Origin of the sequence: Micromonospora sp. DT15 (genome assembly GCF_049841475.1) — a bacterium.
Classification (GTDB): domain Bacteria; phylum Actinomycetota; class Actinomycetes; order Mycobacteriales; family Micromonosporaceae; genus Micromonospora.
The window spans coordinates 1-14,536 of the sequence record NZ_JBNCKJ010000013.1 but is presented as its reverse complement, the minus strand read 5'-3'; the positions used below and the strand labels follow the sequence as shown (position 1 = coordinate 14,536).

General features: G+C 69.6%; 11 protein-coding genes and 2 tRNA genes. 10 read left to right on the top strand and 3 right to left on the bottom strand.

Going from position 1 to position 14,536, the window contains the following annotated elements; all coding sequences use genetic code 11:
• The first annotated feature begins 244 nt into the window (after window positions 1-244).
• Complete coding sequence (locus ACLQ3F_RS25740) at window positions 245-1,978, top strand: hypothetical protein (RefSeq protein WP_425852117.1); 1,734 nt, start codon at window positions 245-247, stop codon at window positions 1,976-1,978.
• 21 nt (window positions 1,979-1,999) lie between these two features.
• Here the strand turns inward: ACLQ3F_RS25740 and ACLQ3F_RS25735 are convergent, their stop codons facing one another.
• Entirely contained in the window at window positions 2,000-2,776 is a 777-nt protein-coding gene (locus tag ACLQ3F_RS25735) for a hypothetical protein (protein ID WP_425851935.1), read from the bottom strand.
• A gap of 326 nt (window positions 2,777-3,102) precedes the next feature.
• Between ACLQ3F_RS25735 and ACLQ3F_RS25730 the strand changes: the two genes are divergently transcribed.
• On the top strand, window positions 3,103-4,632 hold the full coding sequence (locus ACLQ3F_RS25730; RefSeq protein WP_425851933.1) for a peptide deformylase: 1,530 nt from the start codon (window positions 3,103-3,105) through the stop codon (window positions 4,630-4,632).
• Window positions 4,633-4,700: 68 nt separating this feature from the next.
• Here ACLQ3F_RS25730 and ACLQ3F_RS25725 read toward each other — a convergent pair whose 3' ends face one another.
• Window positions 4,701-5,816, bottom strand: a complete 1,116-nt coding sequence (locus tag ACLQ3F_RS25725; RefSeq protein WP_425851932.1) for a globin domain-containing protein — start codon at window positions 5,814-5,816, stop codon at window positions 4,701-4,703.
• Between the two features lie 144 nt (window positions 5,817-5,960).
• Between ACLQ3F_RS25725 and ACLQ3F_RS25720 the strand changes: the two genes are divergently transcribed.
• Entirely contained in the window at window positions 5,961-6,731 is a 771-nt protein-coding gene (locus tag ACLQ3F_RS25720; RefSeq protein WP_355004423.1) for a CPBP family intramembrane glutamic endopeptidase, read from the top strand.
• 4 nt (window positions 6,732-6,735) lie between these two features.
• On the opposite strand, the gene ACLQ3F_RS25715 is transcribed toward ACLQ3F_RS25720, so the two are convergent.
• Window positions 6,736-8,124, bottom strand: a complete 1,389-nt coding sequence (locus tag ACLQ3F_RS25715; RefSeq protein WP_425851930.1) for a hypothetical protein — start codon at window positions 8,122-8,124, stop codon at window positions 6,736-6,738.
• A gap of 239 nt (window positions 8,125-8,363) precedes the next feature.
• On the opposite strand from ACLQ3F_RS25715, the gene ACLQ3F_RS25710 reads away from it, so the two are divergent.
• From ACLQ3F_RS25710 to ACLQ3F_RS25680, 7 genes are all read left to right on the top strand, one after another.
• Window positions 8,364-8,454: transfer RNA gene (locus tag ACLQ3F_RS25710), tRNA-Ser, on the top strand.
• 35 nt (window positions 8,455-8,489) lie between these two features.
• A tRNA-Arg gene (locus ACLQ3F_RS25705) sits at window positions 8,490-8,565 on the top strand.
• Window positions 8,566-8,747: 182 nt separating this feature from the next.
• Window positions 8,748-9,029 (top strand): SCO0607 family lipoprotein, encoded by a 282-nt coding sequence (locus tag ACLQ3F_RS25700; RefSeq protein ID WP_357193777.1) that lies wholly within the window; start codon window positions 8,748-8,750, stop codon window positions 9,027-9,029.
• Window positions 9,030-9,447: 418 nt separating this feature from the next.
• On the top strand, window positions 9,448-10,563 hold the full coding sequence (locus ACLQ3F_RS25695; protein ID WP_425851928.1) for a ricin-type beta-trefoil lectin domain protein: 1,116 nt from the start codon (window positions 9,448-9,450) through the stop codon (window positions 10,561-10,563).
• 618 nt (window positions 10,564-11,181) lie between these two features.
• On the top strand, window positions 11,182-11,340 hold the full coding sequence (locus ACLQ3F_RS25690) for a DUF3455 domain-containing protein (protein ID WP_425851926.1): 159 nt from the start codon (window positions 11,182-11,184) through the stop codon (window positions 11,338-11,340).
• Window positions 11,341-11,508: 168 nt separating this feature from the next.
• Window positions 11,509-13,125 (top strand): serine/threonine protein kinase, encoded by a 1,617-nt coding sequence (locus ACLQ3F_RS25685; protein WP_425851924.1) that lies wholly within the window; start codon window positions 11,509-11,511, stop codon window positions 13,123-13,125.
• A gap of 527 nt (window positions 13,126-13,652) precedes the next feature.
• Window positions 13,653-14,536, top strand: an 884-nt coding sequence (locus tag ACLQ3F_RS25680) for a non-reducing end alpha-L-arabinofuranosidase family hydrolase (RefSeq protein ID WP_425851922.1), incomplete at its 3' end; no start/stop codon positions are given.

The following is a 14,536-nucleotide window of genomic DNA, read 5'->3' as shown; positions in this document are numbered from 1 at the left end:
GAAAGAATCGGGGCATCGGGGTGGCCGAATTGTGGTCGGGGGGTGGGTTCGTGATCGGCGGTCGGCGAACCCGGCACATAGTACGGCAGTACCCCGAAACATGTCACGGCGCTGCCAGGCGCTGACTACCCTATGAATTGTCATGACTACTCCTGAACCGGACGTGCCCAGCGGCAACCGCAGCCCGGCCGTCGCGCCGTCGGCGGAGGGGGCTTCCGGCGCCGATCGGCCTTCCCGTAGGGGGATGTGGGCCGATCTGACCGCCGTGCTGAGCTTCGTGGTGCTCGGCTTCTGGGTCACCTGTCGACTCTGGCTGGACCCGGACAGCGATGTGCGGGACAACCAGTCGGATCAGTCGCAGTTTGAATGGATGATGGCGCACGGTGCGCGAGTAGTCACGCACTTTGCGTATCCGTTCCATTCCAATCAGATGAACGTGCCCGACGGCGTCAATCTGATGGCCAATACGTCCGTATTATCCATTTCATTGCCAATGACGCCGATCACCCTGCTGTTCGGGCCGCGAGCGTCATTTCTGATCTTTCTGACCGCCGGCATGATTGCCACCGCCACGGCCTGGTATTTCCTGCTCTCCCGGGTTCTGATCGGCAGTCGGGGGCCGGCGTGGCTTGCCGCCGGCTTCTGCGCGTTCGCGCCGGCCATGGTGTCCCACGCCAATGGGCACCCGAACATCGTGTCGCAGTTCGTCGTCCCGTTGATCATTTGGCGCACGCTACGACTCGGTGAACCGGGCCGCTGGCTGCGCAACGGGATCCTTCTCGCGCTGGTCATCGTCTGGCAGGCGTTCCTCAACCTGGAAATCCTGCTGATGACCGCGATCGGGCTCGGCGTGGTCGTCGGCGTGCTCGCCCTCGGCCGCGCGGATCTACGGCCTCGGGCCCGATCCTTCCTCGCCGGGCTGGCAGTCGCCGCCGGGGTCGCCGGGCTCCTGCTCGCGTACCCCCTGTATGTCCAGTTCTTCGGACCGGGCGCGTACTCGGGGCTGTCCCGCCTGATCCGCGGCTACTCCAGCGACGTGGCCTCGTTCCTCGCGTACTCCCGGGAGTCGCTGGCCGGTAGCGCGCGCACCGCCGCGGGCCTGGCCAAGAACCCGACCGAGGAGAACAGCTTCTTCGGGTGGGGCCTTGTGGTGCTGGTGATCGCCCTGGTCTGGTGGCTGCGCCGGTCGATAGTGGTGCTCCCGCTGGCCGCGCTCGGGTTGCTCTTCGCGGTGCTGTCGCTGGGGCGGGAGGTCCGCTTCGACAACCGGGGTACGGGTGTGCCCGGCCCCTGGGCGGCGCTGGAGAACCTGCCCATCCTGCACTCGGTGGTGCCGACACGCTGGGCGTTGGCGATCACCCCGATCATCGGGCTGCTGCTCGCCTACGGCGCCGAACGTGCCCGCGAGTTGGCCCACGCGCACCCGGCCGCTCGGGGGCAGATCCGCTTCGTCACCGCCACAGTGCTCACGATGGCCCTGTTGCCGATCGTCCCCACCCCGCTGCCCGTGGCCCGCCCCGATCCGGTCCCCAGCTTCGTGACCAGTGGGGCGTGGCGGCCGTACGTGGCCGGTGGGCGCAGTGTGGTGACCCTGCCACTGCCGGACACCACCTACGCCGAGCCGCTGCGCTGGTCCGCGACGACCCGGCTGGACATGCCGTTGGCCCGTGGTTACTTCCTCGGCCCGGACACCCGTCCGGACGCCGATCCGCCGAAGGTCGCGTTGTTCGGTGCGACCCCCCGCCCCACCAGCAGCTTCTTCACCACCATCCGGCGCACCGGGGCGGTGCCGCCGATCACGCCGCAGAGCCGGGTCCGAGCGGTCGACGACCTGCGCTACTGGCGGGCCGGGGTGGTCATCCTCGGGCCACACGAGCACGAGACCGCGCTGCGCCGGGGCATGACCGAGTTGACCGGGATCGAACCGGTCTTCACCGGCGGCGTGTGGGTGTGGGATGTCCGGCCGTTGACCGATTGAGCGATACCGCCCCGGTCCGGCCTAGCGGACGCAGCAGCCCTGGCAGACCTTCGGGCGGGGCAGGGTGAAGGCGAGGCAGCAGGTGCGGCGCTGCACTGTCGGCTCACCGGTCGGCCCCGGCACCAGCTCGACCAGGTCGGCCAGGTCGAGTGCGCCCAGCAGGGTGTCGATGCTCTGGACCGTGGAGCCGGGCAGGGCGTCCGCAGCCCGCAGGATGCCGTGCGCGATGCCGGAGGCGACCGAGCCGAGCAGCGTCCGGGTGCCCACCCGGACCTCGGACTGGATCGCCGTGATGAGCGGTGCCAGGTGAGCGTCGAGCAGGGACGCGCGCAGCGCGGCCAGCAGCTCCGCCTCGTCGGCGACGACCCGCACCTCCGGCAGGCCGGTCAGCGCCAGCGGGTCGTTCGGCAGCACCGCCACCGTGGTGCCCCGGCGCAGGCCCATGGTGAGCAGTTGCCGATGGTCCTCGAAATGGATCAGCAGGTCGGCCGGGTCGAGCAGTGGCACCCGCCGGGCGGAGGCCCAGCCGAGCACGACCGGCAGGGCCGCCCAGTAGCTGTAGGACTTCCAGGCGAGCGCCGCGCAGGCGTGCGGGGTGCCGCCCCAGCGGACGGCCGCGCCGTTCAGCAACTCGGGCAGTCGGCTGCCATCGATCAGGGTGGTGGCGGGCGCCCAGCCGAACTCGTCGTCGACCAGCAGGCCCCGGGCGAGGCCGGGGAGGTCGTCGGTGCCGAACATGGCCCGGAGCGCAGCGGTGACGGGGGCGAGCGGCGTGGTGGCGGCCTCGCGCCGTGGCATCACCGCTGTCACCTGAGTCGTCCCCTGTCTGTCTGACCGAGGAGTGCGCCCCGGCGGACGAACCAGTGCCGTCCTGAGCTAAGGCTAGCCTAACCAAGCCCGTGGCCGTAAGGGAAGCCTCACTTGGTCACATCCCGGACGCCCAGGTCACCCCCGCATTCGGCGGAGTAGTGCTCCGCCTACTACCCGGAGTCGGTGCTGGGAAACGCCGTCGCACAATCGATGGCCATCGGTGAATTGTCAAGCAGTGTGTCGAAAACATGCCACTTGCGTGTGTGCCCGCGTACGGAACGTGAAAACTTATAGCCCCGGCCACGAGGAAGCTGATGACTACCTCACCCCTCGAACGGGCTGCCGACTCCTTCGCGGCCGAACTCGCCCGGCAACGGACCGGGCGCGGGCTGTCCAAGAAGCAACTGGCCGTCCTGATGGGGTTCGACCCGTCCTACGTGAGCCACGTCGAGGGGCGCCGGCACCGCCCGACCGAGGACTTCGCCCGCCGCGCGGAGGCCGTCCTGGAGGCGAGCGGCGCGATCTGGCAGCGCTTCCGGGAGTACGACGACCTTCGGCACGCCCGGGCGGGTCATCCACACCGCGAGTCGTACCTGCCAGGCCAGTGGCTGCCACCGGGCACCGGGCTGGTCGTGGAACGGGAGCTGGCCACCCTCACCCACACCGACGACGGCTACCGGTGCGTCATCCACCGTGAGCTCTACAACGCCGGCACCGAGCCGGTCACCCGCTACCTGGTCCGGGTCGCCGTCGACCGCTACCCGAACGACCCCGGCCGCTCCAACCGGCACCACCGGGAGCACCCCCTCACCTTCGCCGAGCTGCAGATACAGGCCCGTCGAGACGACGGCGGCGGAGACCCGGAGCCGATGCACTGGCGAGCCAAGCACGATCGGGACGCGTTCAAGGAGATCTGGCTGCTCTTCGAGAACGGGGAGCGACGCTTCCCCCTCTACCCGGGCGACCGGGCCACCATCGAGTACGCGTACAGCGTCGGCCACGAGAAGTGGGGCCCCTGGTTCCAGCGGGCCGTCCGACTACCCACCCGCCAGCTCGCCGTACGCCTGGATCTGCCCGCTGCCCTCGACCCGCAGGTCTGGGGCGTGGAGACCTCGCTCAGCGCGGAGGAGGGCCCGCTGCGGACGGCGCCGCAGCGTCACGACGAGGGCGACCGGGTGATCTACGACTGGCAGACCGACGACCCCCCGTTGAACGCCCGCTACCGGATGCAGTGGCGGTTCCGTGCCCGCCCGGACACCGAACCGGACATCGGCCCCGGCGCCGCCCGGGTCCGACCCAGCGACCGGATGCGCGGCCTCGGCATCGTGCAACGCGGAGACGACCTGCTCCGCCAGCGGGCCCGCCCGTTCGACCTGCCCGCTGAGGAACATGTCGCCCGGGACGTGGTCGACCGGCTCGTCATGGCCCTGGCCCGGCTCGACGAGCTGCACCCGTTCAGCAAGGGCGTTGGTGTCGCCGCTCCGCAGTTCGGCATCGGCCGCGCGGCGGCCGTGGTGCGGCCGCCCGACCGGTCGGCGGAGCCGGTCGTGCTGCTCAACCCGCGGGTGGTCGACGCCGACCCGGAGACCGACGAGCAGTACGAGGGCTGCCTCTCCTTCTTCGACCACCGAGGTCTGGTGCCCCGGCCGCTACGCCTTGACGTGGAACACGCCCAGTGGGACGGCAGCCGGATCATCACGTCGTTCGAATTCGGCATGGCCCGACTGGTCGCACACGAGATCGACCACCTGGAAGGCCGGCTCTACGTCGACCGGATGGCGCCGGGCGTGCCCCTGGTGCCGGTGGAGGAGTACCGCGAGGCCGGGCGTCCCTGGCGCTACTGACCAGGAAGGGACCGGGGCGCGTGCCCCAGGGGGCAGGGGCACGCGCCCCGGTGTGGGGGGAGGAACGTCTAGAGGTCGCCGAAGGTGTCGTAGCGGATGTTCGGCGGCGGCACGTTGTCGGCGGCCAGCACCCGCAGGGTGGACCGGACCATCCGGGCGGCACCGGAGACGAAGCAGTCGTGCGTGGTCCACGGGCCGTACCGGGCCACCACCTCCGGGATCTCGCCCTGCTCGCCGTCGAAGTCCGGATCCTCGCTGCACGCCGCGGTGACCGACAACCACGGGTGTGCGGCTACCAATTCCTGCAACCCGTCCAGGCCGTACAGGTCGGCCGCCTGCCGGGCACCGTAGAAGACGTGCACCCACCGGGTCCGGTTGAAGGTGGCCAACTCCTCCACCAGCGCCTTGATCGGCGCCAGCCCGACGCCACCGGCCACGCAGAGGATGTCCCGTTCCGAGGCGCGGTCCAGGGTCATCGACCCCATCGGCGCCGCCAGGCGGATCAGGTCACCCGGCCGCACCCGCCGCACCAGGGCACCGGACACCCAGCCGGCCCCCGGAGACCGCACATGGAACTCCAGCACGTTGTCGTCGTTCGGGGCGTTCGCCACCGAGTAGTTGCGCCACACCCGGGGGTGGTAGCGCGGCACCTCCAGGCTCACGTACTGCCCCGCCTGCCAGCGCAGCGGATGCTGCAACGCCCGGCAGGTCAGCACGGCGGTGTCCGGGCCGTACCGCTCGTGGGTCAGCACCTCGGCGTGCCAGAACGGCGGGTCGTCGTCGGAGGCGGCACCGGCCACCATCAGGGCGGCGATCGCCGCGTACGCCTCCCGCCACGCCTGGTCGTACTCCAGGTTCCAGCCGTCGCCGGCGGTGCTGCGCAGCGCGTCCAGCAGCGCGACGCCCATCGTGGCGTAGTGCCGCTCGTCGACGTGGTACTTGCGGTGGTCGCGGCCCAGCGCCCGGAGGAACTCGTCGAAGCTCTCCGGGTCGTCCACAGTGTGGATCGCCGTGATGATCGCTTCGAGTAGGCGGTCGCCCTGGCCGGTCATCTGCACCGGGAAGAGTTGCCGCAGGGCGGGGTCGAGCAGGAACAGCCGAGCGTAGAAGTGACCGCTCAGCCGGACCCGGTCGTCCTCGACCAGGGCCCAGCTCTCCTTCAGCAACCGCGCGAGGTTGTCCACTGACGCTCCTTCTCCAAACGGCAACGGATCGGGCGCTCATAGAATCTCCACGGAGCGTGTCGACTGGTCGCACAGAATGTGCGATCGGCTCACGGTGGCCGGTCGGCCATGTCACCGGTGCCGTACGTCGGGCAGAGTGGTGCGGTGACCGTTGAGCTGACCCGCCCGGTGTCCCGCCGACTGCTGGGCACCGAGACGCTGCTGGTCCTCGGCCTCTCCCTCGGCCAGTCCGCGATCTACGCGGTGGTCTCGATCATCGCGAAGTTGACCGCCGACGGTCCGCTCTCCAAGCAGACCGCCTCGCTGAACACCTCGGCGTCGGCCCGCCCCTGGCTGGACCTCACCTACCAGCTGCTCGGCATCGTGTTCGCGCTGCTGCCGGTGCTTCTCGCCGTACACCTGCTCACCCGTGACCCCGGCGACCCGGCACGGACCCTCGGCCTGGACGCCCGGCGGCCCGGCCAGGACGTGGCGCGCGGCGCCGGCCTGGCGGCGCTCATCGGCCTACCCGGGTTGGCGCTGTTCTGGGTGGCGGCCCACCTGGGTCTCAACGCCACGCTGGTGCCAGCCGCGCTGCCGGACATCTGGTGGACGGTTCCGGTGCTGATCCTCGCCGCCGTGCAGAACGCCGTGCTGGAAGAGGTGATCGTGGTCGGTTACCTGGTCACCCGGCTGCGTCAGCTCCAGTGGCGGCTGGCCGCGATCATCGCGGCCAGCGCGCTGCTGCGCGGCTCCTACCACCTCTACCAGGGCTTCGGCGCGTTCGTCGGCAACGCGATCATGGGCGTCGTGTTCAGCCTCTTCTACCTGCGCACCCGGCGGGTGATGCCGCTGATCATCGCGCACACACTGCTCGACGTGTTCGCCTTCGTCGGCTACGCGCTGCTGCCCCGGGAGTGGTTCGACTGGCTCTGACCCGTCAGCGCCGGCCGGGTCGGTAGACGGCCACCGTCCGGGCCGCGAGCCGGTCGGCCGCCGCCGCGTCACCCAACGCCGCCGCGAGCACCGCCGCGCCCGGCAGCAACCGGGCCACCAGCCGCAACGCCGCCCAACCACCGGCCTGCGCCGTGAGCGGCGCGGCCAACCGCCAGGCCGCCTCCGCCGCCCGCGGCCACGCCCCCTCGACCGGGTCACCAGCGCTCTCGGCGGCGGCCAGAGCCGCCGCAGCGCTCGCCCGATCCGGGTGCACCTGGGTCAGCACCAGCAGGTCGACGGCCCGGTCGGGATGCGTCGGATCCTTGCCGTACGCAGCGGCCAGGTGCAGCACCAGCTCCGAGTGCGTCCACAGCACCGCCGCCAATTCGGCCAGCGGCGCGAAGAAGCCGGCCAGCGCGGCGGTCACCCCACCAGCACCCGCCGAGCGGACGAACCGCCGGGTCGCCAACCGGGCCAGGCCGTCCGCCGAGGCGTCCGGGTACCTGTCGCGCAACCCAGCGGCCCACCCGGCCGCGCCGGGCCCGAACGTCCGCACCGCGGCAAGAGCCAACAGCTCCGGTGCGAAGCCGGGGTGGTCGAGCACGCGCGCGGCGACCGCGCGCAGCTCCGATTCCGGGGTACGCCCCAGAGCCGGCTCAACCTGCCGCACGGCGGGGTCTGCCGGGGTCAGCTGCTGCTCGGCGGGTGCCGTCTGCGGCCTGACCACGGGTTCGGGGGCGGGCTCTGTCGGCGGGGTGCTCTTGGTCGGCGGGGTGCTCTTTCGTGGGGTGGCCGCGCGCCTGGTGGTCTTTGCGGTTTTGGCCGGGGCCGCTGGCGTGATGGTGCTCGCCTCGCCGGAGGTGCCCGCGGCCGTGCTGGTCTGCGCATCGGTGGAGGTCTGCGGTTCGGTGGTGCTCGCGGTCTTGGTGGTGCTCGCGGTCTTGGTGGTGCTCGCGGTCTTGGTGGTGCTCGCGGTCTTGATGGTGCTCGCGGACTTGGTGGTGCTCACGGCATTGGTGGGTTTTGCGGTGCGCTTGCGGGGCGTCGGCGTGGCCGGGGTCACCTCGGCGGGCGTGCCGGCTGCCTGCCGATGGTCAGCCCTGCGAACAGGGGCGGTCCGAGCCTTCGGCGGTGTCGGTGCGAGGCCGGTTGCTGGGCTCGATTGGTCGCCGGTCGGCTGCTCCGAGTGCTCCGGCTGCTCCGGCTGCTCGGCGTTGGTGGTCAATTCGGCCGGCGCTCGCCGAGGCTGTCGAGGCAGGGGGCGATCCGGCTCCGGCGGTTGGAAGAGCACCGCCGGGGCGGCCTTGGCCCGTCGAGGACGCTGGCTCGCCGGAGTCGCGGCCGGCGGCACCGCCGACTCGGGCCCCACCGTCTCGGTGGGCTCCTCTGCCACGACCGGCGGCGTGAACGTGGCCCCTGGAGAGCGCCGACGCGCTCGTTCAGCAGGCTCTCGACGGGTCGACTCGCTGGGCGGCTGCTCCTGCATATCGATGGAGCGTAGTCCCGATCACGCCCGCGCACAGCGTGGAAACACGGGGGCAGACGGACCCCGGTGGGCGTACCCCGGAAGTCGTTTTGCTCCCGGTGGGTGGTGACCTGTATCCTCGGGCGCGGTGGTCTGAGGATCACCGGGGAGACTTCGCCTAGTCTGGTCTATGGCGCCGCACTGCTAATGCGGTTGGGGTCTTAAAGCCCCTCCCGGGTTCGAATCCCGGAGTCTCCGCGCGAAAGCCAGGTGTGTATGCTGGCTGAGCACGAGCGCCCGTAGCTCAATGGATAGAGCATCTGACTACGGATCAGAAGGTTAGGGGTTCGAGTCCCTTCGGGCGCACCACTTGAGCAGGGAATATAGCCAATAGGCTATATTCCCTGCTTTCGTATGGGCGTACGTGTCGGATGCGCTTGTTCTGCTCGCCCCGTCGGCCTGGTCGATCCGGGCAAGGAATCGTGACGCCCGGCGCGAGATGAGTACGCGTGCGCATGGCAGGCGCTGCTGCGGCGACCAGAATTCCCTCCATGCGAACGCGAATCATGATCGCTCTGGCCGCAGTCGGCCTGGGTGGGCTGATGGCCACCACCGGTTGCTCGTTCCGGGAGGACATCTGCGCTGGTGGTGAGTATCCGGCGATCGCGGTGGGCGGGCAGGGTGGCAGCGCCTGCTTCCCGGATGGCCAGGAGCCGACCCCGCCGTACGTCCGCTATCCGGAGGGCAAGGTCCCGCAGCACGTCGACGACGAGTGGGACGTCTACTGGCGCAGCCACGGCATCGACGAGAACAACAACATCATCGATACCTGAACCGGGCACCCGGATTGCCCATCTCGTACTACCCGACTGTCGGGGTGATCGGATGATCAGCCGAGCAGTTGGGCACCGGCGGTGAGCGTCGTGAAGTCGCGGCATCCCTGGGGCCCGGACACCCCGACTTCATGAAAGCGGAGTCGATCAGTCGCTCGCTTCTTTGGGACCGGGGCGGCGCAAGCGGCGCGACAGCGAGTGGCAGCTGGCGACGCAGGGCGCAGGCCGCCGTCGCGCCGGCCAGGGCGCGCGGGTTTCTGACGCTTGACGTGGGCCGGATCAGCGACAAGAATTTACATGAATCGCTGTTAGCGTTAACAATCCGTCCCAGTGCTGCGGCGGCATCGTCATGTCGATGCGGCGACTGTCGCGACGGCTTGACCCCTCGGTCAGCACTGCCAGTGCAGGGGAGAAATCTATGCGAACCAGGGCAAGATGGCTCGCGGCGACCGCCGCGCTCGGTGTCGTCCTCGCCGGGGTGCTGACCTCGACCGGCCCAGCCAACGCCGAATCCAACGGCGGGGTGCGGGTGATGCCTCTCGGCGACTCCATCACCGAGGGCACGCAGGTGCCGGGCGGGTACCGCATCGGACTTTGGCAGCGACTCGTCAACGGGCGGTACACTGTGGACTTCGTCGGGTCGCAGTTCAACGGGCCTGCCAACCTGGGTGACCACGACCACCAGGGGCATCCCGGCTGGCGCATCGACCAGATCGACGCGAACATCGTCGGCTGGCTGAACACCCAGCGGCCGCAGACAGTTCTGCTGCACATCGGCACCAACGACATCCTCCAGAACTACAACGTGAGCACCGCCCCGAACCGGCTCTCCACCCTGATCGACCGGATCACCACCACAGCTCCCAACGCCGAGGTGTTCGTCGCGCAGATCATCCCGATCTCCAACAGCAACCAGAATGCGGCCGCCCGCACCTTCAACGCGGCGATCCCGGGCATCGTGCAGAGCAAGGTGAACGCCGGCAAGCGCGTACGCCTGGTCGACATGTACAGCGCACTCACCACCGCCGACCTGATCGACGGCGTCCACCCCACGGCCGGCGGTTACGACAAGATGGCCGCCCGCTGGTACAGCGCACTACAGGCGGTGCCCGGCAGCATCGGCGACCCGGGAAGCGGCGGCGGGCAGCAGACCACTGCGATCGTGGGTACCCTGTCCGGCCGCTGCGTCGACGTCCCCGGCTCTTCCACCACCAACGGCACCCAGGTGCAGTTGTGGGACTGTCACGGCCGCACCAACCAGCAGTGGACCTACACAAGCAGCAAGACGCTGACCGTGTACGGCAACAAGTGCCTCGACGCCGCCGGCTACGGCACCTCGCCGGGCACCCTGGTCACCATCTACGACTGCCACGGCGGAACGAACCAGCAGTGGAACGTCAACGCCAACGGCACCATCACCGGGGTGCAGTCCGGCCTCTGCCTCGACCCGTACAACGTGGGTACGGGCAACGGCACCAAGCTCGTCCTCTGGACCTGCACCGGCCAGGCCAACCAGCAGTGGAGCCGCCGATAGCTCGTACGGTCGCAGCGGGTGGTGGTCGGATCGCGGGTGATCCGACCACCGTCGCCTGCGCTGCCTCTTGGCCGTGCGGAGGGCAGCGCCCGAACGACCGTGATGTCTGTGGGTCATATTGATGACTCAGGGACATCACGCTCGCCGTCGGGGGTCGTAGTACTCGGTGTCGATGGCGGTGCCCGCCCAGGTCCACCACGCGGCCAGCAGCAGGATGACGTGGCCCGGTCCGAGCGGTTGCCGTCGTCGGTATGGCCGGTGTTGTGGGGGCGATGGGCGCCCAGCACGCGTCCGCTGCCGAGGTGGCCGCGCCGGCTGCCGTGGGCGCGGACGCACGCCGAATCGACATCCCGCGCATCGCCTCGACAATCAAGCCACCGGCGGGATCGCGCCCCGTCGGTGCGTACGTCGTCACTCACGGAACGCAGACCTACACCTGTGCCGGCGGCGTGTTCACCGGGTCATCGGTGCCGGAGGCCCAGTTGTTCGGTACCGGCAGCAGCGTCCATCACTTCAAGGGCCCGAGCTGGCAGTCCGAGCGTGACGGCTCACTGATCACGGCGAAGAAGACTGCGGAGAGCCCACGGGCGGGGACCATCCCCCGAGCTGCTGCTGACTGTGGACACCCATACCAGCGCCGGCATTCTCAGCAACGTCGTGTACATCAGCCGTCTGCTGACGTCGGGCGGCGTCGCACCGGCCGGCGCCTGCACCGACGGCGCGACGATGGCCGTGCCGTACGGCGCTGTCTACGTCTTCTGGGCCTCGAAGCGGTAGGGGGCCCAGCCGCGACGAGGCGGCAGCCCCGGTGGTGGCCGACTGTTGGACAGCATCGACGGGATTCGGTGGGCGGACGATAGGCTGCGGCCGGCGTCGGAGTGACCTAGGGGGACGGGTGATGGGCGGATCGGTTCGCGCTGTGGTCGCGGTCTGCGGGCATCCGGCGTGAGCGGCGGGCTCCGCCCCGGTGACCCGGCACGCCTCGGTGGGTACGAGGTGCTCGACCGGCTCGGTGACGGGGGCATGGGCAGTGTCTTCCTGGCCCGGTCGCCGCAAGGGCGGCGGGTGGCGGTCAAGGTCGTCCGTGCGGACCTCTCGCACGACGAGGAGTTCCGGGGTCGGTTCCGTAGTGAGGTGAACCGCGCCCGCCAGGTTCCACCGTTCTGCACGGCCGAGGTTCTGGACGCCGACCCGGACCATGACCCGCCCTACCTGGTGGTGGAGTACGTCGAGGGCCCCAGTCTGGCCCAGGTGGTTCGGGAGCAGGGCCCGCTGGGAGGGGCGCACCTGCACGGCATCGCGGTCGGGGTGGCCACCGCGCTCACCGCCATCCACGGCGCCGGGGTGATCCATCGCGACCTCAAGCCGGCGAACGTCCTGGTAGCACCGGGTGGGATCAAGGTCATCGACTTCGGCATCGCCCGAGCCTTCGAGGCGACGAGCCAGCACACCCGGACCAACCAGATGGTCGGGACCGTCTCGTACATGGCTCCGGAGCGGTTCGACACGGCTTCCGGCCGTCCGGCCGGCCCGGCCGCGGACATCTTCGCCTGGGGGGCCCTGGTCGCCTACGCCGCGACCGGCCGCAGCCCCTTCGGGGGCGACTCCCCTACCGCGACCGCGATGCGGATCCTCACTCAACCACCGGACCTGACCGGGCTCGGTGGGCCGCTGCGGGACCTGGTCTCTCGCGCATTGGAGAAGGACCCAGCTGCCCGGCCCACGTCCCGGGAGTTGCTCGACGGGCTGTTGACCGCCGCGTCTCCGGTGGGTGCCGGCGATCCGGCCCAACTCCTGGGCGCGACGCCGCCACGTGTGTCGCCCGCTGCGGGTGGTGGTGATCAAGGCGCGCGGTCGACGCCATCTGGTCCGGCCAAGGCCGGCCGCGCGGATCCACGCCGGCGTGGCTGGCTCACCGCGTTGGGGGCGACCGCCGCGGTGGTCGCGGTGCTGGTGCCCGCTTTCCTGTTCGGTCCGCAACTGTTGAGTGGGCAGTCCAAACAGGACGGAACCGGCTCGACGCCGAGCGGTAGCCCGGCGACGACCGGGCCGGCGGCGACGACGTCCACGCCCGCGTCGGGCAAGTCGTCCGCCTCACCGTCGGCCAGCGTGGACCCGGCCCAGGCCATGCTGGCTGGTCAGCGGCGAGTCCTGCTGCACGTGGTGGAGATCGACCGTGACCTGTCGCTGCCGTCCCACGGCGAGGTCGAGGTCGGCAACGGAACCGGCAAGGATGCGCTCTTCGTACTCGAACCAGTCGGTGTCGACTACATGATCAAATCGGTCAACCCGGAGATCGCCCACCGACCGTGCCTCGGGGTCAAGGTCGATTCGGAGGGGTACTCGGCGCTGGTCGGGGCCGACTGTCGGCCGAGCAAGGCAACGTTGTTCACGTTGTACCGTGACGGCAAGGACGACAAGGGGCGCCCCGCCTACGGCATCATCAACGACGAGTACGGCCCGGTGCAGTGGAGCCCGACCAAGAGCGAGATCTTCGTCGAGTTTCTCGGCGACGCCCCGCTGAACACGACGTTCAGCCTGGTCGATCGAGGCGCGGTCTGACTCGGGGGTGCTCCCGGCCCCCGCGGACCGGCCCACCCGGTGGGCTTTGGCTCACATGGCGATCGGTCCTTACCGTCGCCGCGCCATCGCTCCTGCCGGTCGACCCGTCAGGCTGCATTCACCGGCACCGTCAGTGAGCCATCAGCAATGGGCAGTCGTCGATGTTAACGCGCTCGCAGGGCCTCCTCAAGGGCCTGGCGGTGGTCCTGCCCGGGGATCTGGGGCGATGCCTGCGGGAATGCGGTTCAAGTCGTTTCACCTCAAGATCCGCAGGTCGACAGCGGTAGATGTTCCCAGCACGTTACGTCTTGACGAACGGCATGTTATCGCTCACAGTCGATGCCTAAGGACGACGACACCTCGGCTTTCCGGGCAAGCCTTGCTTCGTCGACCTCGAATCAGGCGTGCGCTACTGCTTGCCGGCGTCTTGTTAACGCTAACTCTCTGACGCCTGCGTGCTCGGCCACGCGTCGCGGTACGCCCACCCTCGGGCAGGCCGTTCGGCTCTTGGTCACTGGAGGAGGATCATGTCTGCCCTCGATAGGTCTCCATCGATTGCAACGCCTTCGCGGCGGCGACGTTGGTGGTTGCCCCGCATCCTCGCCGCCAGCGCGGCGGCGTTGATGGTCGGTGGCGCCGCCGTAACGGTGGTGTCGTCACCCGCCGCTGCGGCGACTGTCGACACGAACGCGTGGTACGTGTTGGTCAACCGCAACAGCGGCAAGGCCTTGGACGTCTACAACCTGGCCACGAACGACGGGGCCCGGATCACCCAGTGGACCCGCAACAACGGCAACCAGCAGCAGTGGCAGTTCGTCGACTCCGGTGGTGGGTACTACCGGGTGAAGTCGCGGCTGTCCAACAAGGTGCTGGATGTCTCGGGCTTCTCGACCGCCAACGGCGGCAGCATCGTGCAGTGGAGCGACAACAACAGCACCAACCAGCAGTTCCGGCTTGCCGACTCGGACAGCGGCTATGTCCGGTTGATCAACCGCAACAGCAACAAGGTGATGGAGGTGCAGGGCGCCTCGACCGCCGACGGTGGCAACATCGTGCAGTACGACGACTGGAACGGCACCAACCAGCAGTGGCAGTTCGTCCGCGTCGGCGGTGGGACCGACCCCACCACGCCGCCGCCGACGACCCCGCCGCCGGGCGGCACCTGCGACCTTCCCTCGACGTACCGCTGGTCCTCCACCGGAGTGTTGGCGAACCCGAGGTCGGGTTGGGTGTCGCTGAAGGACTTCACCGTCGCCCCCTACAACGGCCAGCAACTGGTCTACGCCACCACGCACGACTTCGGGTCCAGCTGGGGTTCGATGAACTTCGGTCTGTTCTCGAACTACTCGCAGATGGGCTCGGCCAGCCAGAACGCGATGAACAACGCGACCGTCGCGCCGTCGTTGTTCTA

Bases quoted from the DNA above. Each gene is read 5' to 3' on its own strand.
- ACLQ3F_RS25740 (WP_425852117.1), top strand. From the start codon at position 245: ATGTGGGCCGATCTGACCGCCGTGCTGAGCTTCGTGGTGCTCGGCTTC.
- ACLQ3F_RS25735 (WP_425851935.1), bottom strand. From the start codon at position 2,776: ATGCCACGGCGCGAGGCCGCCACCACGCCGCTCGCCCCCGTCACCGCT.
- ACLQ3F_RS25730 (WP_425851933.1), top strand. From the start codon at position 3,103: ATGACTACCTCACCCCTCGAACGGGCTGCCGACTCCTTCGCGGCCGAA.
- ACLQ3F_RS25700 (WP_357193777.1), top strand. From the start codon at position 8,748: ATGCGAACGCGAATCATGATCGCTCTGGCCGCAGTCGGCCTGGGTGGG.
- ACLQ3F_RS25695 (WP_425851928.1), top strand. From the start codon at position 9,448: ATGCGAACCAGGGCAAGATGGCTCGCGGCGACCGCCGCGCTCGGTGTC.